Here is a 21,995-nt window from a genome sequence, read left to right as displayed (position 1 = left end):
CGCGCGACCTCATGGGGCGCGACCGGCCTGTCACACCCTTACCCGGGCTCACGGTCGCTACCCGCGACTGATCTCACCGATGAACCGGGAATGCGGCTCAGACCACGGTGCGGGCGGCCCACAGGTCCGGGAAGACCACCCGGGCGGCGCTGCGCTCCAGCCAGGCGAGGCCGGCCGAACCGCCGCTGCCGGGCTTGGCGCCCATCGCCCGGCGGACGGCGGTGACGTGCCGCTGCCGCCAGGTGGTGAACACCTCGGCGACGTCGGTGAGCGCCTCGCCGAGGGTGAACAGCTCGTTGCCCGGCCGCGGGTCGGTGTAGACCTCGGCCCACAGCGCCGTGACGGCGGGATCGGGCTCGTGGGTCACCGTGCGGTCCCGCTCGAGCACGGTGGCCGGCACCGGCAGGCCGCGGTGGGCCAGGTACGCCAGGACGTCGTCCTCCAGGGACGGCGCGGCCAGCGCCCGCTGCAGGTCCGCGTGCACCACCGGCAGCCCGCGGTGCGGCCGGACGACGGACTCCGCCTTGAGCCCGAGCAGGAACTCCACGTGCCGGTACTCGTAGGACTGGAAGCCCGACGCCTCGCCGAGCTGGTCGCGGAAGCCGTTGAACTCCGCCGGGGTGAGCCAGAGCAGCGAGCCCCAGCTGGCGTCCAGCGACCGGAGGTGGTGCACCGACCGGCGGATCGAGCCGATCGCGGCGTCCAGGTCGTCGGCCCGCAGCTGCCGCTGGGCCAGCTCCCACTCCCGGCGCAGCAGCGTGAACCACAGCTCCATCACCTGGGTGACCACCAGGAACGCCGGCTCGGCCGGGTGCTCGGTCACCGGCCGCACCAGCGCCTGCAGCTGGCGGACGCCCACGTACTGCTCGTAGGGGGTCGCCTCGGCGAACTCGACGGTGGGCTCGCCGGCGTTGCCGGCGGCCCGGGCGGCCCGGGTGCCGGCGTCCAGCGGAGCCGGGGGGCTGGGGGACTGGCGCGTGGTCATCGCGACAGTCTGTCGCCTCAGCTCAGCTGTGCGGCCACCATCGGCTCCAGCGTCAGCTCCGGGCTGCGCTGCTGGAGCGAGCGCAGGTCCCACTTGTCCATGAACAGCGCCAGCAGCTCGCCGTCCTCGCGCTCGAAGACCTCCACCCCGCGGGCCGCGGCCACGGCCGGGGCGGAGGCGGCGTCGGTGCGCACCGCGACCTGGTAGGGCAGGTGGTCCAGCTCGACCGGCGCGCCGAACTCCTGCGCCATCCGGTGCGCGGCCACCTCGAACTGCATGGGGCCGACGACGGCGAGCACCGGCGCCTGGTCGCCGCGGCGGTCCGAGCGCAGCACCTGGGCCACGCCCTCGGAGCCGAGCTGGCCGACCCCGCGGCGGAACTGCTTGAACTTGGCGGTGTCCTTGCCGCGCATCACCGCGAAGTGCTCGGGCGCGAAGGTGGTCAGCGGCGGGAAGGTGACCTTCGTGCCGGCGTAGAGGGTGTCGCCGACGTGCAGCGCGTTGGCGTTGACCAGGCCGACGACGTCGCCGGGGTAGGCCGTGTCGACGCTCTCCCGCTCGCGGCCGAACACGTGCTGGGCGTACTTGGTGGCGAACGGCCGGCCGGTGGTGGCGTGGGTGACGACCATGCCGCGCTCGAAGACGCCGGAGGCGATCCGGATGTAGGCCAGCCGGTCGCGGTGGGCGGCGTCCATCCCGGACTGCACCTTGAACACGAACGCGCTGAACGACGCCTCGACGGGACGCGGGGCACCGTCGGCGTCGGGTCGCGGCGCGGGCGGCGGGGCGAGGTCGACCAGCACGTCCAGCAGCGCGCCGACGCCGAAGTTGGAGACCGCGGAGGCGAAGATGACCGGCGTCGTCTCGCCGTCCAGGAACCGCTGCTGGTCGTGGTCGGCCTCGGTGGCGTCCAGCAGCTCGTTCTCCTCGACCGCCCGGGTCCAGTCGATGCCCTCGCGGGCCTCGGCGGCGGCGGGGGTGAGCGTCTCCTCCGGGGCGATGGTCGCTCCGCCGGCGGTGCGGGTGAACCGGCGGTAGGTGCCGTCGCGGCGGTCCAGCACCCCGCGGAAGTCACCGGAGATGCCCACCGGCCAGGTCAGCGGGGTGGGCGCCAGCCCGGTGCGCTCGGCGACCTCGTCCATCAGCTCCAGGGCGTCCTTGCCCGGCCGGTCCCACTTGTTCACCACCGTGATCACCGGGATGCCGCGGTGCCGGCAGACGGCGAACAGCTTCATCGTCTGGGCCTCCAGGCCCTTCGCGGCGTCGATGAGCATCACCGCCGCATCGACGGCGGTCAGCACCCGGTAGGTGTCCTCGGAGAAGTCCGCGTGCCCGGGGGTGTCCAGCAGGTTCACCACGGTGTCCCGGTACTCGAACTGCAGCGCGGCGGAGGTGATGGAGATGCCGCGGGCCTTCTCCATGTCCATCCAGTCCGACACCGTGCCCCGCCGACCGGCCTTGCCGTGCACCGCACCGGCCTGCCCGATCACCCGCGCGTGCAGGGCCAGGGCCTCGGTCAACGTCGACTTGCCGGCGTCGGGGTGGCTGATCACCGCGAACGTCCGCCGCCGGGCGGCCTGCGCCAGCACCTCACCGGTGGCGGCGTCGGGACGGAGCTCCGTGCTCGGGACGGTGCTCATCGTGGTGCCGGGTCTCCTCAGGTGGCGCGGACGGTCTGTCCGATGGTACGGCGGCGGCCCCGAGCGGGCCGGTCAGTGCGACGTCGCGGGGGCCACCTCGGCGGCCAGCCCGGTCGGCCGGCGGAGCACCGCCCATGCGGCCACCCCGAGCACCCCGGTGAGCGCCGCCCCCAGGGCCGGGACGGCGAACGCCCCCTCCGCGCCCCACCGGTCCACCGCCGTGCCGGCCAGCGCCGAGCCGGCGGTGACCCCGACGGTGAGGCCGGTCGACGTCCAGGTCAGGCTCTCGGTGAGCGCCGCGCGCGGCACCCGGGACTCCACCAGCGACATCCCGGCGACCAGCACCGGGGCGATCGTGAGGCCGGCGAGGAAGGCCAGTGCGATCAGCAGCGTCAGGGAGCTGACCAGGTACAGGGTCTGCGCGGCGACGGCGAACAGCAGCGCGCAGCCGAGGAACCGGGTGACCAGCGCGCCCGGCAGCCGGACGACGCCGTAGACGAGCCCGGCGACCAGGCTGCCCGCGGCGTACGCCGACAGCGCCACCCCGGCCATGGCCGGCCGGCCCTCCGCGTCGGCGAAGCCGACGACGACGACGTCCATCGCGCCGAAGACCGTGCCCATGGCCAGGTAGGTGACGGCGACGGCGACGAGCCCCGCGGTGAGCACCCGGATCCGCACGTGCGGCTGCCCGGCCACCCGGGGGGTGACCGGCGGCGCGGTCGCCTCCAGCCGCGACATCACCAGCCCGCCGATGACGCCGACCAGCAGCCCGGTCAGGAACCCGGCGGGCGGGGAGACCAGCGCGGCCAGGAAGGTGACCAGCGGGGGTGCGGTGACGAACACGACCTCGTCGGCGACCGACTCGAAGGCGAAGGCGGTCTGCCGCTGGGCCGGGTCGTCGAGCGCGTGCGCCCAGCGGCTGCGGACCACCGAGCCGATGCTGGTGCCGCTCGCCCCGGCCAGCACGGCCAACGCGAACCACGTCCAGACCGGGGCGCCGGCCACCACCACCGCGACGAACGACAGCCCCAGCACGAGGTAGGCCAGCGCCGTCCAGCGCAGCACCTGGCTCTGGCCGTACCGGTCCATCACCCGGGCCCACTGCGGGCTGGCGACGGCGAAGGCCAGCGACAGGGTGCCGGCGATGGCACCGGCGAGGGCGTAGCTGCCCGACTCCGCCTGGACGAGGAGCACCGACCCCAGGCCCACGGTGGCCATCGGCACCCGGGCGAACCAGCCGGCGAGGGAGAAGGCCCGGGCCCCGGGGACGGTGAAGAGCCGGGCGTAGGGGCTGAAGACGGCGTGGGACACGGCTGCTCGCGCTTCCTGGCCACAGGCGAGTGCGGGGGTTCCCGCCGGACCCTCGGGTGGCCCCGCGAACGTAGCAGCCGCCGTCCGGGCGAGACGGCGTCCGCCACGACCGCACCCAGCTGCCGTTCCGGCACTACATTCGGGCCGTGACGACTCCCAGCCCACTCCCCGACCCGCGGGTGCGCCCGCAGGTGACCCCGGGCAGCGGCGGGCTCGTCGACCGGCACGGGCGCACCGCCACCGACCTGCGGGTCTCGCTGACCGACCGGTGCAACCTGCGCTGCACCTACTGCATGCCCCCCGAGGGGCTCCAGTGGCTGCCCAAGGTCGAGCAGCTGACCGACGACGAGGTCGTCCGGCTGGTCCGGATCGGCGTCGAGCACCTCGGCATCCAGGAGGTCCGGTTCACCGGCGGTGAGCCGCTGCTGCGCCCCGGGCTGCCCGGCATCGTCGCGGCGACCACGGCGCTGCGCCCCCGCCCGGAGGTCAGCCTGACCACCAACGCCATCGGGCTGTCCCGGATGGCACCGGCGCTCGCGGCCGCCGGCCTGGACCGGATCAACGTCAGCCTGGACACCCTGGACCGCGAGCGGTTCAAGCAGATCACCCACCGCGACCGGCTGCCCGACGTCCTCGCCGGCATGCAGGCGGCCCGGGACGCCGGCCTGACGCCGGTCAAGGTCAATGCCGTCCTGATGCGCGGCATCAACGAGGACGACGCCGTCCCGCTGCTGGAGTACTGCCTGGAGCACGGCTACGAGCTGCGCTTCATCGAGCAGATGCCGCTGGACGCCCACCACGCCTGGACCCGCGGGGAGATGGTGACCGCCGAGGACATCCTGGCCCGGCTCACCGCCACGCACACGCTGACGCCGGACGTCGAGGAGCGGGGCGCCGCCCCGGCCGAGCGCTGGCTGGTCGACGACACCGGGCTGACCGTCGGCGTCATCGCCTCGGTGACCCGGTCGTTCTGCGGTGCCTGCGACCGGACCCGGCTCACCGCCGACGGGCAGATCCGCAACTGCCTGTTCGCCCGCGAGGAGTCCGACCTGCGCAGCGCGCTGCGCGGCGGGGCCGACGACGCCGAGATCGCCGACCGCTGGCGGATCGCGACGCTGTCCAAGCTCCCCGGGCACGGCATCGACGACCCGAGCTTCCTGCAGCCCTCCCGTCCCATGTCCGCGATCGGGGGCTGAGGTGAGCGCACCCACCGTCACCGTCCGCTACTTCGCCGGCGCTCGCGCCGCGGTCGGCGTGGACACCGAGACCCGGCAGGCCGGCACGTTGGCCGAGCTCGTCGGCCAGCTCGCCGACGCACACGGCGAGCGGCTGGAGCGGGTCCTGACCGCCTGCTCCTTCCTGGTCGACGGAACCTCCACCCGGGACCGCGCGTTGGTGCTCACGCCCGGCACGGTGGTGGACGTCCTGCCCCCGTTCGCCGGCGGATGAGGAGGCTCCGATGAGCGTGTTCGACAAGGCCAAGGCGAAGGCCGAGGAGCTGTTCGGCCGCGCCGAGCAGGTCTACGGCGAGTCGCACGGCGACGCCGCGGCCACCATCGACGGTGAGGCCCGCCAGCTGGAGGCCGAGGCCGAGGAGGAGCGTGCCGAGCGCGAGCGCCGCGGCCGGGACGACGACGGACTGGCCGGCGCCGGCGCGCACTGACGCGCCGGCCGGCCAGCCGGTCGCTATCCGCGCAGGCGGATGGCGACCAGGGCGACGTCGTCCTCGGGCTGGCCGTGCACGAGCCGGTCGAGCAGCTCGTCGCAGAGCTCGTCCAGTGACCTGTCGGCCAGCTCCGCGGCGGCCGTCCGCAGCCGGGCCATCCCCTGGTCCAGGTCGCCGCCGCGGCTCTCGATGAGCCCGTCGGTGAACAGCAGCACCGTCGTCCCGCCGTCCAGCGTCACCACCGACTCCCCGCGGGAGGTCTCGGCGTCGACGCCGAGCAGCAGCTCGCCCCGCCAGTCGGCCAGCGCGGCCAGCGTGCCGTCGGGGTTGATCACCAGCGGCGGCAGGTGCCCGGCGTTGCTCCACCGCATCCGGGTGACCCCGCGGGTCAGCTCGTCGGGGGTCTGCTCGAAACGCGCCACCGCCGCGGTGGCGTAGGTGCCGACGTCCAGCTGGGCCATCGACGCGTCCAGGCCGCGCAGCACCTCACCCGGCCCGGCGTCGCTGTAGGTCGCGATGCCGCGCAGCAGCGAACGCAGCTGGCCCATCGCCGCGGCCGCCGCGGTGTCGTGGCCGACCACGTCGCCGATGACCAGCATCGTCGCCCCGCACGGCTGCAGGAAGGCGTCGTACCAGTCGCCGCCCACCCGGGCCGCCTCGGCGGCCGGGGTGTAGCGGACGACGACCTCGGCCTGGTCGTGGGTGAAGGCCCCGGTGAGCAGGCTGCGCTGCAGCTCCTCGGCCAGCTGCCGCTGCTGGGAGAACAGCCGCACGTTGTCCAGCGCCAGGCCCGCCCGGTCGGCCACCTCCTGGGCGGTGGCCAGGTCGGCCTCCTCCATGACGCGGTCGCCGTCGAAGTACAGCGTCAGCGCGCCGAGGGTCCGCCCCCGCCCGCGCAGCGGCAGCGTCACGCCGGAGTGCGGGCCGAGCAGCCCCAGCAGGTCCCGGGCCTCACCCTCGGGCATCAGCGCGGCCACGTCACCGGCGGCGGCGACGACGGTCTCGCCGAGCAGCGCCCGCACCACGGGCGAGGTGACCGGCATCGAGGTCAGCCGGACGGCGGCGTAGCGCTCCACCAGGGCTCGGCGGGCCGGGTCGACGTGCCACCAGCCGACGTCCCGGGGGCGGCCGTCGTCGTCCAGCACGGTCAGCACGCACCAGTCGCCCAGCACCGGGACGATCAGCCGCGGGATGCGGGCGGCCGCGGAGTCGACGTCCAGGGTGCCGGCCAGCTCGGCGCTGACCCGCGCCATCATCGCCAGCCGCTCCCGGCCGGTGCGGCGGTCGGTGACGTCGGAGAAGTAGCAGAGCAGGCCGCCCTCGGCCGGGATCGCCTGCACCTCGAACCAGCGGTTCAGCGGCGCCGGGTAGAAGCCCTCCACGCTGACCGGCTCACCGGTGGCGACCGCGCGCCGGTAGGCCCGGCCGAACTCGTTGTCCACGTTGGCCGGGAAGACCTCCCAGAAGTCCGCGCCGACCAGCTCCTCGCGGGAGAAGCCGAGGATCGCGACCCCGGCCTGGTTCACGTAGGTGATCCGCCAGTCGGCGTCCAGGGACAGGAAGCCCGAGGGCATCGCCTCGACGACACGTTCACCAGCCCGCCAGGGCATGTGGGACCTCCCGGTCATTCCGCCGCCTGCGGTACACCGGAGGAGCACTCGCCCCGTGGGTTGGAGTCGAGTCGGTCAGTTATGCCATGCCGGTGAACGGCGGGCAAGGAGCGACGTCACAGGCGGCCCACCCGTCACGGGCAGGCGACCCACTCCTCCTCGCCATCGGAGAAGACCTGCCGCTTCCAGATCGGCAGCCGCGCCTTCACCTCGTCGACGAGCTCCGCACATGCGGTGAAGGCCTGGCCGCGGTGCGCGGCGCTGACCGCGCAGGCGAGCGCGACGTCGCCGATGCCCAGCAGGCCGATCCGGTGGGAGACGGCGACCGCCTGCACCTCCGGCCGGGCGGCGAACTCGGCGGCGATCTCGGCGATCAGCTCCGGCGCGGTCGGGTGCCCGGTGTACTCCAGCTCGGTGACCGAGCGGCCACCGTCGTGGTCCCGGACCACACCGGCGAAGGAGACCACCGCACCGGCCGCCTTGTCGGCGACGGCCGCCTCGTGCTCGGCGACCGACAGCGGCTCCTCGGTCACCCGGGCCAGGATCGTCTCCACGGCGGCGAAGGTACTCGCCATCACGCCGTCGGCGGGACGTCCAGGTCGGTGGGGTCGGCGAGCCCGGTGCAGTCGACCTCGGTGACGTCGTGGGCGGCCAGGTAGGCGCGGGCGCCCTCGTCGCCGGTCGCCGTCTCGGCCACGCCGGCCCAGTGCTCGCGGCCCAGCAGCACCGGGTGCCCGCGGACGCCGTCGTAGCTGGCGACGGCCAGGGCGTCGGGGGCCGCGTACTGGGCCAGCCGGGCCAGCGCCGCCGGCGTCATCCCCGGCATGTCGACCAGCTGCACCAACACGGCGTCGACCCGGCCGGGCCAGCCGCGCAACCCGTCCAGCCCGGTGCGCAGGCTCGAGGCCATGCCGGTCTCCCAGTCGCGGTTGGCCAGCACGGTCGCACCGGTGAGGTCGGCGGTGCGCCAGACGTCGACCGCCTGGGCGCCGAGGACGACGAGCACCGGGTCGCAGACCGCGGCCGCCGTCCGCACCGCCCGCTCGACCAGCAGGCTGCCCTCGTACTCGACCAGCGCCTTCGGCATGCCGTACCGGCGGCCACCGCCGGCGGCGAGCACGAGCCCGGCCACGGGCGCATCCGACGTCATGGCGCCACTCTCTCAGCGGGGGTAGACGGTGAGCTCGCTGGCCTTGACCGACGCCCACACCTCGGCGCCGGGGGCCAGCCCCAGCTCGGCGAAGGACGTCGCCGTGACGTCGGCGGTCAGCGGCACCTCACCGGCCAGGTCGCAGCGCACCACCGAGCCGTGCGGGGTCGCCGCGGCCAGTCGGAGCGGCCACACGTTGCGCGGACTGCCGACCGGCCGCTGCAGGTAGAGCGCCACCGACTCGGGCCGGACGGCGACGAACACCGGCCCGGCGACGTCCTCGGCGACCGCGACCACACCCCCGCCGTCCAGCGCGACCTGGGTCCCGGCGCCCTGGCCGGCCAGCAGCACGAGCCCGACCAGCCGGGCCACGTAGTCGGTGCGTGGCCGGCGGGCGACCTCGGCCGGGGTGCCGGCCTGCACGACCCGCCCCTCCTCGATGACGACGACCCGGTCGGCCAGCGCCATCGCGTCGACCGGGTCGTGGGTGACCAGCACCGCGCTGCCGGGGTAGTCGCCGAGGTGCCGGTGCAGCTCGGCGCGCACGGTCAGCCGGGTGCGGGCGTCGAGCGCGGACAGCGGCTCGTCGAGCAGCAGCAACTGCGGCCGGCCGACCAGTGCCCGGGCGAGCGCGGCGCGCTGCGCCTGCCCACCGGAGAGCTGTCCGGGACGCCGGTCGCCGAGCCCGGCCAGCCCGACCCGCGCCAGCCAGTCCTCCGCCGCGGCCCGCGCCGCCGGCCGGGGCGTGCCGCGGGTGCGGGGCCCGAAGGCCACGTTCTCGGTGACCGAGAGGTGGGGGAACAGCAGGTGGTCCTGGAACACCATGCCCAGCGACCGCGCGTGCGCGGGCAGGTGCACGTCGGGGGAGTTCCAGACCTCGGCGTCGACCTCCACCCGGCCGGCGTCCGGGCGCAGCAGGCCGGCGAGCACCCGCAAGACGGTGGACTTGCCGGCACCGTTCGGCCCGAGGACGGCGAGCACCTCGCCGTCGGCCACGGCCAGCTCCACGTCCAGCGCCAGCGTCCCGCGCCGGACGACGACGTGCGCGGCCAGGCTCATGTGACGGTTCCTCGCCCCAGCCAGCGGTCGCGCAGCAGCAGCAGGGTGGCCAGGGAGACGCCCAGCAGCACCAGGCTCAGCACGATCGCCGCCTCCGGGTCGCGCTGCAGGGTCAGGTAGACCGCCAGCGGCATGGTCTGCGTCGTCCCCGGGAAGTTGCCGGCGAAGGTGATCGTGGCGCCGAACTCCCCCAGTGCGCGCGCCCAGCAGAGCACCGCGCCGGCCGCGATCCCGGGTGCGACCAGGGGCAGGGTGACCCGGCGGAACGTCGTCCACCGGTCGGCGCCGAGCGTGGCGGCGGCGTCCTCGAAGCGGGCGTCGGCGGCGCGCAGCGCGCCCTCCACGCTGATCACCAGGAACGGCATCGCCACGAACGTCTCGGCGATCACGACCGCGGCAGTGGTGAACGGCAGCGAGAAGCCGGTGGCCTCGTACAGCCAGCGACCGATGATCCCCTGCCGGCCCAGCACCAGGAACAGCGCGACCCCGCCGACGACCGGAGGCAGCACCAGCGGCACGGTCACCAGCGCGCGCAGCACCGACCGGCCACGCAGCTGCGACCGGGCCAGCACCCAGGCCAGCGGGACGCCGAGCAGCAGCGAGACGAGGGTGGCCAGGGTGGCCGAGACGAGCGACAGCCGCAGCGCCTCGCCGACACCCGGCCGGGCCAGCTGCGGGCCGAGGTCCGACCACGGCGCGCGCACCAGCAGCCCGAACAGCGGCAGCACCAGGAACGCCACCCCGAGCAGCGCCGGGACCAGCAGCGGCGCCGGCACCCCGCCGTCCCGTCCCCCCTTCCGGGGCCAAAGTCGCGACTTTGGCCCCACGGGGTGGGTCACGGGAGCCGGAAGCCGGCGTCGGCGAGGGCCTGGCGGCCGGTGTCCGAGCGCACCAGGTCGACGAACGCCTCCGCCGCCAGCGGGTTGGGTGCCCTCTCGAGCACCATCAGCGGGTAGCGGTTGACCACGTCGGCGGCCTCCGGGACCTCGATCGCCTCCACCGCCGAGCCGGCCGCCGCGACGTCGGTCGCGTAGACCAGCGCGGCGTCGACCTCGCCGAGCTGCACCTTGGTCAGCGCCGCCCGCACGTCCTGCTCCAGGGTGTCCGGCGCGGGGGTCAGGCCGGCGGCGTCGAACACCCGCGCGGCGGCCGCACCACACGGCACCTCGGCGGCGCACAGGGCGACGGTCAGGCCCGGGTCGGCGAGGTCGGCCAGGCCGGTCACGCCGGCCGGGTTGCCCGCCGGGACGGCGATGACCAGCGTGTTCTCCGCGAAGACGGCGGGGTCACCGGCGCCCAGGTCGGCGACGGCGGCCAGCTGCTCCTCGTCGGCGGAGGCGAGGACGTCGGCCGGCGCACCCTGGGTCACCTGGGTCGCCAGCGCGGAGCTGCCGGCGAAGTTGAACTGCACGTCCAGTCCCGGGTGCTCGGCCGTGAGCTGGTCGCCGAGGTCGGTGAACACGTCGGTCAGCGAGGCCGCCGCGAAGACGGTGAGGGTGCCGCCCAGCTCGCCGTCCGTCTCGATCGACCGTCCGCCGTCGTCGACCCCGCAACCAGCCAGGGCCAGCAGCAGGGCACCGGCGACCAGCCGCCTCACGGCACGTCCACGCTGACCTGGGTGGCCTTGACCGTGGCCACCGCCCGGACGCCGGGCTCCAGCCCCAACTCGTCGGCGGCCTCGCGGGACATCAGCGAGACCAGCCGGAACGGCCCGGCCTGGATCTCCACCTGCGCCATGACGGTGTCCCGGACGACCCGGGTGACGATCCCGGTGAGCCGGTTGCGGGCCGAGGACGAGCGGGTGGCGCCGGGCGGGGGCGTCTCGTGCAGCTCGGCGGCGACCCGGGCCAGCTCCGCGCCGTCGACCTGCGCCGGGCCCCCGTCGCGGGTGGCGGACAGCCGATCGCCGTCGATCCAACGGCGGACCGTGTCGTCACTGACGCCGAGCAGCGCAGCGGCCTCGGCGATCCGGTAGGAGGTGGACACGCCGGCACCCTAGTTCCGCAGTTGCGGACGGACAACCAGCAGATGGCCCGCAACCGCGGACCACGGGGTGGTCAGGCGGCGACCCGGTGGACCAGCCGCTCGCCACCCGTGGCCGCCGGCCGCACCGCCGCAGGCGTGGGGCGCCGCGTGGTCAGCGACCAGGCGGTGACCCGGACCAGCGCCTCCCGGATGATCCGCGAGCTCATCTTGCTCTCGCCGAACTCCCGGTTCACGAAGAGGATCGGCACCTCCACCAGCCGCAGGCCCCGTGTCCACACCTGCCGGGTCATGTCGATCTGGAAGCAGTAGCCCTCGCTCTGGACGGCGTCCAGGTCCAGCCGCTCCAGCGCGTGCCGGCGGAAGGCCCGGAAGCCCCCGGTGGCATCGCCCACCGGCAGCCGCAGCGCGGCCCGCACGTACCGGTTGGCCGTGCGACTGAGCAGCTCCCGACTGCGCGGCCAGTCGGCGACGGCCCCGCCGGGCACCCAGCGCGAGCCCAGCACGGCGTCGGCTCCGGCCAGGGCCGCCAGCAGCCGGGGCAGGTCCTCGGGGCGGTGCGACCCGTCGGCGTCCATCTGCGCCACCACGTCGAAGCCCTCGGCCAGGGCCCAGCGGAAGCCGGCGATGTAGGCCGGCCCCAGCCCTCCCTTGCCCGGGCGGTGCAACACGTGCACCCGCGGGTCGTCGGCGGCCAGCCGATCGGCGAGCTCGCCCGTGCCGTCGGGGCTGTTGTCGTCGATCACCAGCACGTGGGCGTCCGGGACGGCGCTCAGCACGCCGGCGAGCGTGCGCGGCAGGCTCTCCCGCTCCTGGTAGGTGGGGATGCAGACGCACGTGGACCGAGGATTCACCGTCCCGGCATTACCAGTCCCGACCTCTCGGACACTCCGTTCTTCAACATCATTTGGGCGACACTCGCCGTTACCGGATCGTTGTGCGAGTCATGTGCAGAAGGACAGTTCACCTGCTGTGACCTGATCGTTATGCCCATTCGGTGTGTGAGGGCGGCGATATGCGGACATGCCTTTGACCGACCGCTTCCCCCGAACACAGGAGCACCCCATGAACAAGCTCGTCCGCGGCGTCTCTGCCGCCACCTTCTCCGGCCTGCTCATCTTCGGTGCCTCCGCCTGCGGCGCCGAGGAAGAGGGCACCGTCGAGGTCACCGAGACCGAGGAGATCACCGAGACCGAGGAGATGGAGACCGAGGTCACCGAGACCCTCGAGCCGACCGAGACCGAGGTCGAGACCGAGGAAGAGGTCGTCGAGACCGAGACCGAGGTCGACACCGAGACCGAGACCGAGTTCAGCACCGAGACCGAGGGCTGAGTCCTCGACTGACCGCTGGGGCACTCGACCAGTGAGCGCAACCGCGTCCTCGGTTGCGGAACAGAAGACGGGCGGCGCCTCCAGGCGCCGCCCGTCCTCCGTTCCAGGGCGACTGCCCGAGTTCCCTCAGTGGATGGTGGCACTGACCCTGCTCGGCCTCGCCGCCGCCATCCGGCTGTGGGACCTCGGCGACCCGGACCGCCTCTACTTCGACGAGAAGTACTACGCCGTCGACGCCTCCGACTACCTGGCCCAAGGGGTCGAGGAGGGCCGCCCGGCCCACCCGCCGATGGGCAAGTGGGTGATCGCCGCCGGCCTGGAGCTGTTCGGCTCCACCCCGTTCGGCTGGCGGGTCGGCGTGGCCGTCGCCGGCTCGGTCACCGTGCTGCTGACCTACCTGAGCGGGCTCCGCCTGTTCCGCCGCACGGCGCCGGCCGCGCTGGCCGCCGTGCTCGTCGCCCTGGACGGTCTCGCGGTGACGGCCAGCCGGATGGCGATGCTCGACGCGGTCCTCGCCCTGTTCGTCGTCGCCGCGTTCTGGCTCGCGCTGCTCGACCGGGACGCCCGCCGCCGCACCCGCAAGGCCGGGGAGGGGCTGCGCCGGTCCTTCGTCGGCTCCCGCTACCGCTGGCTGGCCGGGGTCACCCTGGGGCTGGCGGTGGCCACCAAGTGGTCCGGCCTGCTCGCCGTCGGCCTGGTCGGGCTGCTGGTGCTGGGCACCGAGCTCAGCGGCCGGGGCGAGCCGTTCCGCCAGGCCACCCGCCGCGCTGTGGCGGTCACCGGCGGCGCCGTGCTGAGCCTGCTGATGGTCCCCGCCGCCGTCTACCTGGCCACCTTCACGGGCTGGTTCGCCAACTACTCGGAGAGCTACGCCGCACAGCGGGCCTGCGAGGCCGGGGAGTGCGGCACCTCGGTGGGCGACCGGCTGGAGACCTGGGCGCAGAGCCAGGTCGACCTGGTCGACTACCACGTGGGGTTGGAGGCGAGCCATCCCTACCGCTCCAGCCCGCTCGGCTGGCCCTGGCTGGAGCGGCCGGTGCTGGTCTACGCCGAGAGCTGCACCACCGCGCAGCAGGAGGCCAGGGAGTGCGAGGTGCCGCCGGACACCCGGGCGCGCATCGTCATGCTCGGCAACCCGGGCCTGTGGTGGCCGGCCCTGCTGGCCTACCCGGTGCTGCTCTGGCGGGCGGTCGCCCGCCGGGACGGCGTCGCGGCCACCGTCCTGGTCCCCCTGGTGCTGCTGTGGGCTCCGTGGCTGGCCGCGAACAAGCCCGGCTACTTCTTCTACATGGTCCCGGTGGTGCCGTTCATCGCCCTGGCCCTGGTCCGTGCGGTGCAGGCGACCCGCCGGCCGCGGCTGGTCGGTGCCGTGGCGCTCGCCCTGTCCGTGGCCGGGTTCGCCTTCTTCGCCCCGGTCTGGCTGGGGCTCCCGCTGGAGTCCGACGCCCTGGAGCTGCGGTTCTGGCTCGACTCCTGGGACTGACGGTGCCGTGCGGCCTGCGGGTCGTTTGTCGATCTCGGTGGTCGGGAAGTCGCGCCCGGTGACCCAGACCGCCCACCGCTCCGCCGCCTCCACGACCGCCGCCGGGGGGTCGGCCTCCGTGCGCACCCGGCGGATCCGGGAGACCGCGCGGGAGGTGCTCGGGTTCGACGAGTTCCGCCCCGGCCAGGAGGACGCCATGAAGGCGGTCGCGGCCGGCCGGGACACCCTGGCCGTGCTGCCCTCCGGGGCCGGCAAGTCCGCGGTCTACACCGTCACGGGGTTGCTGCTGGACGGTCCGGTCGTCATCGTCTCCCCGCTCATCGCCCTGCAGCGCGACCAGGTGCAGCGCCTGGCGGAGCTGGGCCAGGAGCGGGTCGGCCGGGCGGCGGTGCTCAACTCCGGGCTGTCCGCGCAGGAGCACCGGGCCGTGCTGGACGGCGTGGGTGACGGAACGGTCCGCTACTGCTTCCTGGCGCCCGAGCAGCTGGCCAAGCCGGAGGTGGTCCAGGCGTTGCGGGCGGCGTCACCGGCGCTGTTCGTCGTCGACGAGGCGCACTGCGTCTCCGCTTGGGGGCACGACTTCCGCCCGGACTACCTCCGCCTGGGCGGGGTCGTCCAGCAGCTGGGCCACCCGACGGTGCTGGCGCTGACCGCGACCGCCGCGCCCCCGGTCCGGGCGGAGATCGTGGAACGGCTGGAGATGACCGACCCGGAGGTCGTCGTGGCCGGGTTCGACCGTCCGGAGATCCGGCTGGAGGTCGAGCAGCACGCCGATGCGCACGCCAAGCACACCGCCGTCCTGGACCGGGTCACCGCGCTGACCGAGCGGGGCAGCGGGATCCTCTACAGCGCCACCCGCCGCAGCACCGAGGAGCTCGCCGAGGCGCTGGCCGACCGCGGGCTGCGTGCCCGGGCGTACCACGCCGGGCTGAAGAAGAGCGACCGCGACGAGGTGCAGGGGCAGTTCAAGGCCGACGAACTGGACGTCGTCGTCGCCACCACCGCCTTCGGCATGGGGATCGACCGGCCGGAGACCCGGTTCGTCGTGCACGCCGAACCGGCCGACTCGGTCGACAGCTACTACCAGGAGATCGGCCGGGCCGGCCGCGACGGTGAGCCGGCGGTGGCGGTGCTGGTCTACCGCCAGGAGGACCTCGGGCTGCGCAGGTTCTTCGCGGCGGGCGCCCCGGCCGAGGAGGAGCTGCAGCAGGTCGCCGGGCTGGTGCAGGCCGGGGCGGCAGCCGGGATGGACGGCGTGGACGTCCGCGACCTGCGCGAGGAGACCGGCCGCCCCGCGACCCCGCTGGTCCGCGACCTCAACCTGCTGGAACGGGCGGGCGCCGTCGTCCTGGACGAGGAGGGGACCGCGTCACCGGCCCCCGACGCACCGCGTCCCGGCCAGGCCGCCGCTGCCGCGCGGGAGCTCGCCGAGCACCACGTCCGGGTCGACGAGAGCCGGATCGAGATGATGCGTGGCTACGCCGAGACCACCGGCTGCCGGCGGCAGTTCCTGCTCGGCTACTTCGGCGAGCAGCTGGACTCCCCCTGCGGGAACTGCGACAACTGCAGCGCCGGGCTCTCCCAGGAGCACGCCGCCGACGCGGACCACCCGTTCCCGGTGGACGTGCCCGTCGAGCACACCGAGTGGGGCCCCGGCGTCGTCATGCGGCACGAGGAGGACCGCATCGTCGTCCTGTTCGAGGAGGTCGGGTACAAGACCCTCGGCCTGCAGGCCGTGCTGGACAACGACCTGCTGCGGCAGCGCTCCCGCGCCTGAGGACCCGGGCTCAGAGGCGGCCGCGACGGCGCTGCTCGCGCAGCTCGGCGAAGACCAGGCGTTCCCACCAACCGGGTGATCCCTGCCGCTCACCGTGCAACGCCCGACCTCCGGCGTGATCATGAACAGGGACCGGGCCGCTGGAGCCCGGCCGGGAGGAGTGCACGTGAAGGTCCTGGGCATCAACGCGATCTACCACGACCCGTCGGCGGCGCTGGTCGTCGACGGGAAGGTCGTCGCCGCAGCGGAGGAGGAGCGGTTCAGCCGGCGCAAGCACGGCAAGCGCCCGCTGCCCTGGAGCGCCTGGGAACTGCCCGAGCTGTCCGCGGCCTGGTGCCTGCGCGAGGCCGGCATCCGCCCCGAGGAGCTGGACGCGGTCGCCTACTCCTTCGACCCGGCGCTGATGGGCACCCCGGAGGAGTCCGGGCTGTTCGACGACGGCGACGTCATGCGCAAGAAGTACGCGGAGATGGCCCCGGACTTCCTGGCCCACGCCCTGCCCGGCCTCGACCCGGCGAAGGTGCGGTTCGTCAAGCACCACGTCGCGCACGCGGCGTCCGCCGGCCTGGGCGCCCCGCAGCGGGACAACGCGGTGCTGGTGCTCGACGGCCGCGGTGAGGCACACAGCCACCTGGCCGGCCGCTACGTCGACGGCCAGCTCGAGGTGCTCGCCGGCCAGGCACTGCCGCACTCCCTGGGCCTGATGTACGAGGACCTCACCGACCACCTGGGCTTCCTGCGCAGCTCCGACGAGTTCAAGGTCATGGCGATGGCCAGCTACGGCAAGCCCCGCTTCGTCGGCGAGCTGAGCGAGCTGATCCGGGCCACGGACGACGGCGGCTTCCGCACCGAGCAGATCGACTACACCGAGTTCGCCCCCCGCCTGGGCAAGGGCGACCAGTGGACGTCCGACCACGCCGACCTGGCCGCCAGCGTCCAGCAGCGGCTGGAGGAGGTGCTGATCGACCTGGCCCGCTGGGTGCACGAGCAGACCGGCGAGAAGACCCTCACCCTGGCCGGCGGCACCGCGCTGAACTGCGTGGCCAACACCCGGATCCTGGCCGAGAGCCCGTTCGAGCAGGTCTGGGTGCAGCCGGCCGCCGGGGACTCCGGGACGGCGCTGGGTGCCGCCCTGCACGTGGCCCGCGAGCTCGGCGAGGACACCCAGCCGATGCCGGGCGCCGCACTCGGCCGGGGCTGGTCCGACGACGAGATCGAGCAGGTGCTGATCACCGCGGCGATCGACTACGAGCGCCCGGACGACGTGGCCGAGGCCGTGGCCGAGGTGCTGGCCGACAACGGCATCGTCGCCTGGTTCCAGGGTCGCAGCGAGTACGGCCCGCGCGCGCTGGGGCACCGCTCGCTCATCGCCCACCCCGGCTTCGAGGCCAACCTGGAGCGGATGAACGACGTCAAGGGACGGGAGCAGTTCCGCCCGGTGGCCCCGATGGTGCTGCTGGAGAAGGCGCCGGAGATCTTCAGCCGCGGGCCGATCCCCTCGCCGTACATGCTCTTCGTGCACGACGTGGCGCCCGAGTGGCGGGAGCGCATCCCCACCGTCACCCACGTCGACGGGACGGCGCGGATCCAGACCATCGACCCGGAGACGTCCCCGCTGGTGCACCGGATGATCTCGGCGTTCGAGCGGCGCACCGGGCTGCCGGTGGTGGTGAACACCAGCCTGAACACCGCCGGTCGGCCGATGGTCGACGACCCCCGGGACGCGCTGGAGTGCTTCGGCTCGGCGCCGGTCGACCTGCTCGCGATCGGCCCGTTCGTCGTCCGGCGGCCGAAGGCGACACCCCGCCCTTCTTGAGGTGACGATTCGGCAACGGCCGCCACCCGTTCGGGTGACGGCCGTTTTCGTGCCGGAGGCCTGGGAACTCCCTGTGTGCGCTCGCTGAGCACCTGGCGGCGCACGACCACACGGAGGCACCCATGTCCAACGCAGACCTGCCCGGCGCCGGCCGCCGAGGCATGACCTGGCCGCAGATGCTCGCCATGGCGATCGGTGTCGTCTACACGCTCGTCGGCATCGTCGGCTTCTTCATCACCGGCTTCGACGACTTCGCCGCACACACCGACGAGACGATCCTCGGGTTCGGCATCAACCCGCTGCACAACATCGTGCACCTCGTGATCGGCCTGGCCGGCATCGCGCTGGCCCGGACGCTGAGCACCGCCCGCACGTACGGGTGGCTGCTGGCCGTCGGTTACGGGGCGGCCTTCGTCTACGGCCTGTTCGCCGCGGGCGAGGACGAGCCGCTGAACTTCCTGAGCATCAACTGGGCCGACAACTGGCTGCACCTGGCCAGCGTCATCGCCGGCCTGGCGATCGCGCTCGGCCCGGTGAAGACCGTGGACACCACGCACGGGTCGGACCAGTCCCTGCGCCGCTGAGCCCAGCGGCCGGGGCCTGACCCGGTACACCAGCACCACCTCGACCGCCCGGACACCACCTGGTGTCCGGGCGGTCGCGCGTGTGGCACCCAGTGCCGACCCCGATGCGTCCTGCGTCACGTCCGGCGCTAACGTCCGTCCATGGACTTCACCCTCTCCGCCAAGGCCGAGGACGTCAGTGGCCGGATGTGGGACTTCATGCGGGAACAGGTCTTCCCCGCTGAGCCCGTGTACGAGGACTGGCGCGCCGCGCGCGGCCACGACGACCACGCCCACCCCCCGATCCTGGAGGACCTCAAGGCCGAGGCGCGCAAGCGCGGCCTGTGGAACCTCTTCCACCACGAGCTCGGCGGCATGACCAACCTCGAGTACGCCTCGATCGCCGAGATCATGGGCTGGTCGCCGGTGCTCGCGCCGGAGGCGACCAACTGCGGGGCCCCGGACACCGGGAACATGGAGACCCTGATGCTCTTCGGCACCGAGGAGCAGAAGGCCCGCTGGCTCACCCCGCTGCTGGAGGGGGAGATCCGCTCCGGCTTCGCGATGACCGAGCCGGACGTCGCCAGCTCCGACGCCCGCAACATCCAGACCTCGATCGTCCGGGACGGCGACGAGTACGTCATCAACGGCCGCAAGTGGTGGACCAGCGGCGCCGCCGACGAGCGCTGCGAGATCTTCATCCTGATGGGCAAGACCGACCCGGACGGCCCGCCGCACCGGCAGCAGTCGATGGTGCTGGTGCCGCGGGACACCCCGGGCCTGGAGATCGTCCGGCACCTGCCGGTGTTCGGGTACCAGGACCAGCACGGCCACTCGGAGCTGCGGTTCACCGACGTCCGGGTGCCGGTGTCCAACATCCTCTCCGGCGAGGGCGACGGCTTCATGATCGCCCAGGCCCGGCTCGGGCCCGGCCGGATCCACCACTGCATGCGCGCCATCGGCATGGCCGAGCGGGCGCTGGCGCTGATGGTGGAGCGGGCGAAGTCCCGGGTCGCCTTCGGCCGGCCGCTGGCCGAGCAGGGCACCGTGCGGGAGTCGATCGCGCTGTCCCGGATCGAGATCGACCAGGCCCGGCTGTACGTGCTGCAGACCGCCGACCTGATCGACCGGTTCGGTGCCAAGGGCGCCCGCACCGAGATCTCCGCGATCAAGGTGGCCGTACCGCGGGTGGCCCTCGACGTCATCGACCGGGCCATCCAGCTGCACGGCGGCGCCGGGGTCAGCGGCGACACCGTGCTCGCCCGGTTCTACGCCAGCGCCCGAACCCTGCGGATCGTCGACGGCCCGGACGCGGTGCACATCCGCGGGGTCGCCAAGGAGGAACTGGCCCGCGAGCGCCCCTTCGCCGGCTGATGCCGGTGGGCCCGCCGCACACCGGCGGGCCCACCGGTCACGGGGCCAGCGTGCCCCCGAACGCACCGCCGGCCAGCTTGGCCATCAGCTGGGTGCGGTCCAGCCCGGCTGCGGCCAGCGCGTCGCCGTCCCGGTCGGTGTCGATCTGCTCCGGCAGGTCTCCCTCCACCTTGTCCGCGGTGTCGTTGTCGCCCTCGGTGCGCAGCACCTGGACCAACTGCTCCCTGCTGATCTGCACGGCCACCTCCACTGCTCGACGTGTCGTGGGTCACAGTGCCGTCTGGCCGCCGAGAACGCCAGATGGTCACGATCAGGTCACGGAGGCACCCCTCCCGGACGGCTCATCGCGTCCTAGGGGGTGACGACGGGGGGAGACCGGTGAGAGCCGAGCACGAGGCAGCGTTCGAGGCGTTCGTCGCCGCGCGCTCCCACGACCTGCTGCGGGTCGGCTTCCTGCTGACCGCCGACCGCGGCCACGCCGAGGACCTGCTGCAGACCGCCCTGCTCAAGGCCTACCGGCACTGGGGCCGGATCTCCGGCGAGGACGCCTACCCCTACGTGCGCAAGGTGCTGGTCACCAGCGCCGCGAGCTGGCGCCGCCGCCGCACCACCCAGGAGATCGTCTCCCTCCCGGCACACGACGCCCCTGAGCCCGACCAGACCGACGTGTTCGCCGAGCGCGACGTCATGGCGACGGCGCTGGCCGCCCTGCCGCCGCGGATGCGCGCGGTCCTGGTGCTCCGCTACGGCGAGGACCTCGGCGAGGCCGCCACCGCGGCCGCACTGGGCTGCTCCGTGAACACCGTGAAGAGCCAGACCACCCGCGGCCTCGCCCGGCTGCGCGCCGTCCTGGCCGACCAGCTGCCGATGCCCGCCTTCGAGGAGCGCTGAGATGGACCTGATGGACGTCGAGACCCAGCTGCGGTCCCACCTGGCCGCACGCCCGGCCCTCCGCGCCCCCGACGACCTGGCCGAGCGCACCCGGGTACGGCACCGGCGGCAGCGCCGCCAGCAGGCGGCGGTGGTCGGCATCGGGCTGGCCGTGGTGCTGGTCTTCGGCTCGGTGCCGGTGCTGCGCGGCCTGCTGCCCGAGGTCGGCTCCTCCGACACCGCGGCCCCGTCCCGCGGGGTGACGACCCAGAGCCTGTACGACGTGCCGGTCCGGGGGCCGCTCGCCGACGACGAGCCGTGGCTGCAGGCGGTGGCCGCGCTGCCGTGGCGGGTCGAGCCGTTCGACCCGGACGCGCCCTCGCCGACCGCGACCCACCGGGTGGCCTGGGCCGGCGACGCGGCCGGCACCCGGATCGCCCTCGTGCTGACCGAGGTGGGTGGCCGGCTCAGCGGCGTCTGGTTCACCGGACCGGCCGGCGCCGAGCCCGGCGAGATGACCCAGGCGACCGGCGTCCAGCACCTGGTCCGGAACCAGCCGCTGGCGTTCGTCGACGTCCCGGAGAGGGCGTCGTCCGGCGTCCTCGTCGTGGTGGGCCTGCCCGGCGACACGGTGGAGTACGTGGACGGCACGACCGTCAGCGCGGCCGGCGAGGAGCTGGTCGACCGGCGGCCGCTGCCCGGGCAGGACGGCGTGGCAGCGGGCGAGATCAGCGGTTCCCGTGGGCTGGCGAACAGCGTGCGGGCCATCGTCTCGAGGAACGGGCGCGAGCTCAGCTCCATGAGCTACGTGGCCAGCGACCGCGCCTCGGCGATCGCGCGGGCCCCGGTCGAGGGGCTCACCGACCCGCGGGGGCTGCGCGCCCGGGTCTCCGAGCAGGCGGTGCAGCAGGTGCTGCACATGGCGGTGAGCACCTACGGGACCGGACTGGACGGCGCGACCGCGACGCTGCTCGCCGCCGGACCGACCGATGGCCCGGGGGAGGTGGTGCTGGCCGGCTTCACGTTCCGCTCCGGTGCGACCGTCCTGGTGAGCGGCTCCACCCAGCGCGCCACCAACGGCTCCACCACCAGCTCGATGTCCACCCTCGACCCGCAGCCGGCGGGCACCCCGCTGACCGACCAGCTGCTGGCGGTGCCGCTGGACGGGGAGCTCGCACTGAGCGGCCCGCGCGACGCCGTGCGGGCAGAGGTGCTGGACACCGACGGGACGCCGCTGACCACCCTGTCCCTGGTCGACGGCACCGGGGTCGGGAGCGCGGGCGACGGGCCGGCAGCGGCGACGGTCCGGTTCCTGGCCGCCGACGACACCGTGCTCGCCGAGACGCCGGTCAGCGAGACCGGCCGGTGACCGGGGA

23 protein-coding genes are annotated in these 21,995 nt (G+C 74.1%); 11 read left to right on the top strand and 12 right to left on the bottom strand.

Translation table 11 applies throughout. From position 1 onward, the window contains the following. Positions 1-97: 97 nt before the first annotated feature. The 3 genes from O2W15_RS06455 to O2W15_RS06445 all read right to left on the bottom strand — a co-directional run bounded on the left by O2W15_RS06455 (position 98) and on the right by O2W15_RS06445 (position 3,936). Positions 98-985, bottom strand: coding sequence for a tryptophan 2,3-dioxygenase (locus O2W15_RS06455; protein WP_269178802.1), 888 nt, complete (start codon positions 983-985; stop codon positions 98-100). Between the two features lie 17 nt (positions 986-1,002). Further along, the gene (locus O2W15_RS06450) at positions 1,003-2,625 is read right to left on the bottom strand and encodes a peptide chain release factor 3 (protein ID WP_269162450.1); all 1,623 of its coding nucleotides are present in this window, start codon (positions 2,623-2,625) and stop codon (positions 1,003-1,005) included. A 72-nt stretch (positions 2,626-2,697) separates the two neighbouring features. Further along, positions 2,698-3,936, bottom strand: coding sequence for an MFS transporter (locus O2W15_RS06445; protein WP_269178801.1), 1,239 nt, complete (start codon positions 3,934-3,936; stop codon positions 2,698-2,700). Positions 3,937-4,082: 146 nt separating this feature from the next. Between O2W15_RS06445 and moaA the strand changes: the two genes are divergently transcribed. Genes moaA through O2W15_RS06430 form a run of 3 tightly spaced genes read left to right on the top strand, consistent with a single transcriptional unit; the run spans position 4,083 to position 5,599 of the window. After that, entirely contained in the window at positions 4,083-5,132 is a 1,050-nt protein-coding gene (gene moaA, locus O2W15_RS06440; RefSeq protein WP_269162446.1) for a GTP 3',8-cyclase MoaA, read from the top strand. Position 5,133: 1 nt separating this feature from the next. Then, entirely contained in the window at positions 5,134-5,385 is a 252-nt protein-coding gene (locus O2W15_RS06435) for a MoaD/ThiS family protein (protein WP_269162445.1), read from the top strand. Between the two features lie 10 nt (positions 5,386-5,395). Further along, positions 5,396-5,599: a hypothetical protein gene (locus tag O2W15_RS06430; protein WP_036335332.1), complete on the top strand. Its 204-nt coding sequence runs from the start codon at positions 5,396-5,398 to the stop codon at positions 5,597-5,599. A gap of 23 nt (positions 5,600-5,622) precedes the next feature. Here O2W15_RS06430 and O2W15_RS06425 read toward each other — a convergent pair whose 3' ends face one another. The 8 genes from O2W15_RS06425 to O2W15_RS06390 form a co-directional block, all read right to left on the bottom strand. Then, on the bottom strand, positions 5,623-7,212 hold the full coding sequence (locus O2W15_RS06425) for a SpoIIE family protein phosphatase (RefSeq protein WP_269178800.1): 1,590 nt from the start codon (positions 7,210-7,212) through the stop codon (positions 5,623-5,625). A 134-nt stretch (positions 7,213-7,346) separates the two neighbouring features. Next, positions 7,347-7,766 (bottom strand): molybdenum cofactor biosynthesis protein MoaE, encoded by a 420-nt coding sequence (locus tag O2W15_RS06420; protein ID WP_231558070.1) that lies wholly within the window; start codon positions 7,764-7,766, stop codon positions 7,347-7,349. Positions 7,767-7,786: 20 nt separating this feature from the next. Beyond that, positions 7,787-8,362, bottom strand: a complete 576-nt coding sequence (locus O2W15_RS06415; RefSeq protein WP_269178799.1) for a nucleotidyltransferase family protein — start codon at positions 8,360-8,362, stop codon at positions 7,787-7,789. Positions 8,363-8,374: 12 nt separating this feature from the next. Further along, the gene (locus O2W15_RS06410; protein WP_269178798.1) at positions 8,375-9,421 is read right to left on the bottom strand and encodes an ABC transporter ATP-binding protein; all 1,047 of its coding nucleotides are present in this window, start codon (positions 9,419-9,421) and stop codon (positions 8,375-8,377) included. Then, the gene (locus O2W15_RS06405) at positions 9,418-10,197 is read right to left on the bottom strand and encodes an ABC transporter permease (RefSeq protein WP_269178797.1); all 780 of its coding nucleotides are present in this window, start codon (positions 10,195-10,197) and stop codon (positions 9,418-9,420) included. The genes O2W15_RS06410 and O2W15_RS06405 overlap by 4 nt, the downstream gene beginning before the upstream one ends. Before the next feature lie 59 nt (positions 10,198-10,256). Next, a complete protein-coding gene (modA, locus tag O2W15_RS06400; RefSeq protein WP_269178796.1) occupies positions 10,257-11,018 on the bottom strand; it encodes a molybdate ABC transporter substrate-binding protein in 762 nt (253 codons plus the stop codon). Next, positions 11,015-11,407: a TOBE domain-containing protein gene (locus O2W15_RS06395; RefSeq protein ID WP_269178795.1), complete on the bottom strand. Its 393-nt coding sequence runs from the start codon at positions 11,405-11,407 to the stop codon at positions 11,015-11,017. The genes modA and O2W15_RS06395 overlap by 4 nt, the downstream gene beginning before the upstream one ends. A 71-nt stretch (positions 11,408-11,478) precedes the next feature. Next, positions 11,479-12,258: a polyprenol monophosphomannose synthase gene (locus O2W15_RS06390; protein ID WP_269178794.1), complete on the bottom strand. Its 780-nt coding sequence runs from the start codon at positions 12,256-12,258 to the stop codon at positions 11,479-11,481. Positions 12,259-12,469: 211 nt separating this feature from the next. On the opposite strand from O2W15_RS06390, the gene O2W15_RS06385 reads away from it, so the two are divergent. The 6 genes from O2W15_RS06385 to O2W15_RS06360 all read left to right on the top strand — a co-directional run bounded on the left by O2W15_RS06385 (position 12,470) and on the right by O2W15_RS06360 (position 19,749). Continuing rightward, entirely contained in the window at positions 12,470-12,736 is a 267-nt protein-coding gene (locus tag O2W15_RS06385; RefSeq protein WP_269162431.1) for a hypothetical protein, read from the top strand. Positions 12,737-12,869: 133 nt separating this feature from the next. Beyond that, entirely contained in the window at positions 12,870-14,219 is a 1,350-nt protein-coding gene (locus O2W15_RS06380; protein ID WP_269178793.1) for a phospholipid carrier-dependent glycosyltransferase, read from the top strand. 58 nt (positions 14,220-14,277) lie between these two features. Further along, a complete protein-coding gene (locus O2W15_RS06375) occupies positions 14,278-15,996 on the top strand; it encodes a RecQ family ATP-dependent DNA helicase (protein ID WP_269178792.1) in 1,719 nt (572 codons plus the stop codon). Positions 15,997-16,162: 166 nt separating this feature from the next. Further along, a complete protein-coding gene (locus O2W15_RS06370; RefSeq protein WP_269162426.1) occupies positions 16,163-17,812 on the top strand; it encodes a carbamoyltransferase family protein in 1,650 nt (549 codons plus the stop codon). A gap of 122 nt (positions 17,813-17,934) precedes the next feature. Then, the gene (locus O2W15_RS06365; protein WP_269162424.1) at positions 17,935-18,396 is read left to right on the top strand and encodes a DUF4383 domain-containing protein; all 462 of its coding nucleotides are present in this window, start codon (positions 17,935-17,937) and stop codon (positions 18,394-18,396) included. A 141-nt stretch (positions 18,397-18,537) separates the two neighbouring features. Further along, positions 18,538-19,749: an acyl-CoA dehydrogenase family protein gene (locus tag O2W15_RS06360; protein ID WP_269178791.1), complete on the top strand. Its 1,212-nt coding sequence runs from the start codon at positions 18,538-18,540 to the stop codon at positions 19,747-19,749. A 37-nt stretch (positions 19,750-19,786) separates the two neighbouring features. On the opposite strand, the gene O2W15_RS06355 is transcribed toward O2W15_RS06360, so the two are convergent. Further along, a complete protein-coding gene (locus tag O2W15_RS06355) occupies positions 19,787-19,987 on the bottom strand; it encodes a hypothetical protein (protein ID WP_166754461.1) in 201 nt (66 codons plus the stop codon). A 140-nt stretch (positions 19,988-20,127) separates the two neighbouring features. On the opposite strand from O2W15_RS06355, the gene O2W15_RS06350 reads away from it, so the two are divergent. Both O2W15_RS06350 and O2W15_RS06345 read left to right on the top strand, forming a co-directional pair. Further along, positions 20,128-20,640: a SigE family RNA polymerase sigma factor gene (locus tag O2W15_RS06350; RefSeq protein ID WP_269162422.1), complete on the top strand. Its 513-nt coding sequence runs from the start codon at positions 20,128-20,130 to the stop codon at positions 20,638-20,640. 1 nt (position 20,641) lies between these two features. Further along, positions 20,642-21,988 (top strand): hypothetical protein, encoded by a 1,347-nt coding sequence (locus O2W15_RS06345; RefSeq protein WP_269178790.1) that lies wholly within the window; start codon positions 20,642-20,644, stop codon positions 21,986-21,988. The last annotated feature ends 7 nt before the right edge of the window (positions 21,989-21,995 follow it).

The sequence above is a fragment of the Modestobacter sp. VKM Ac-2979 genome, from assembly GCF_026967995.1.
Taxonomy (GTDB): Bacteria; Actinomycetota; Actinomycetes; order Mycobacteriales; family Geodermatophilaceae; genus Modestobacter.
This window is presented reverse-complemented; position numbering and strand designations above follow the sequence as displayed.

Excerpts from the sequence above, each read along its gene's own strand:
- O2W15_RS06455 (WP_269178802.1), bottom strand. The coding sequence starts at position 985 with ATGACCACGCGCCAGTCCCCCAGCCCCCCGGCTCCGCTGGACGCCGGC.
- O2W15_RS06450 (WP_269162450.1), bottom strand. The coding sequence starts at position 2,625 with ATGAGCACCGTCCCGAGCACGGAGCTCCGTCCCGACGCCGCCACCGGT.
- O2W15_RS06430 (WP_036335332.1), top strand. The coding sequence starts at position 5,396 with ATGAGCGTGTTCGACAAGGCCAAGGCGAAGGCCGAGGAGCTGTTCGGC.
- O2W15_RS06425 (WP_269178800.1), bottom strand. The coding sequence starts at position 7,212 with ATGCCCTGGCGGGCTGGTGAACGTGTCGTCGAGGCGATGCCCTCGGGC.
- O2W15_RS06415 (WP_269178799.1), bottom strand. The coding sequence starts at position 8,362 with ATGACGTCGGATGCGCCCGTGGCCGGGCTCGTGCTCGCCGCCGGCGGT.
- O2W15_RS06410 (WP_269178798.1), bottom strand. The coding sequence starts at position 9,421 with ATGAGCCTGGCCGCGCACGTCGTCGTCCGGCGCGGGACGCTGGCGCTG.
- O2W15_RS06385 (WP_269162431.1), top strand. The coding sequence starts at position 12,470 with ATGAACAAGCTCGTCCGCGGCGTCTCTGCCGCCACCTTCTCCGGCCTG.
- O2W15_RS06380 (WP_269178793.1), top strand. The coding sequence starts at position 12,870 with ATGGTGGCACTGACCCTGCTCGGCCTCGCCGCCGCCATCCGGCTGTGG.
- O2W15_RS06365 (WP_269162424.1), top strand. The coding sequence starts at position 17,935 with ATGTCCAACGCAGACCTGCCCGGCGCCGGCCGCCGAGGCATGACCTGG.
- O2W15_RS06360 (WP_269178791.1), top strand. The coding sequence starts at position 18,538 with ATGGACTTCACCCTCTCCGCCAAGGCCGAGGACGTCAGTGGCCGGATG.
- O2W15_RS06345 (WP_269178790.1), top strand. The coding sequence starts at position 20,642 with ATGGACCTGATGGACGTCGAGACCCAGCTGCGGTCCCACCTGGCCGCA.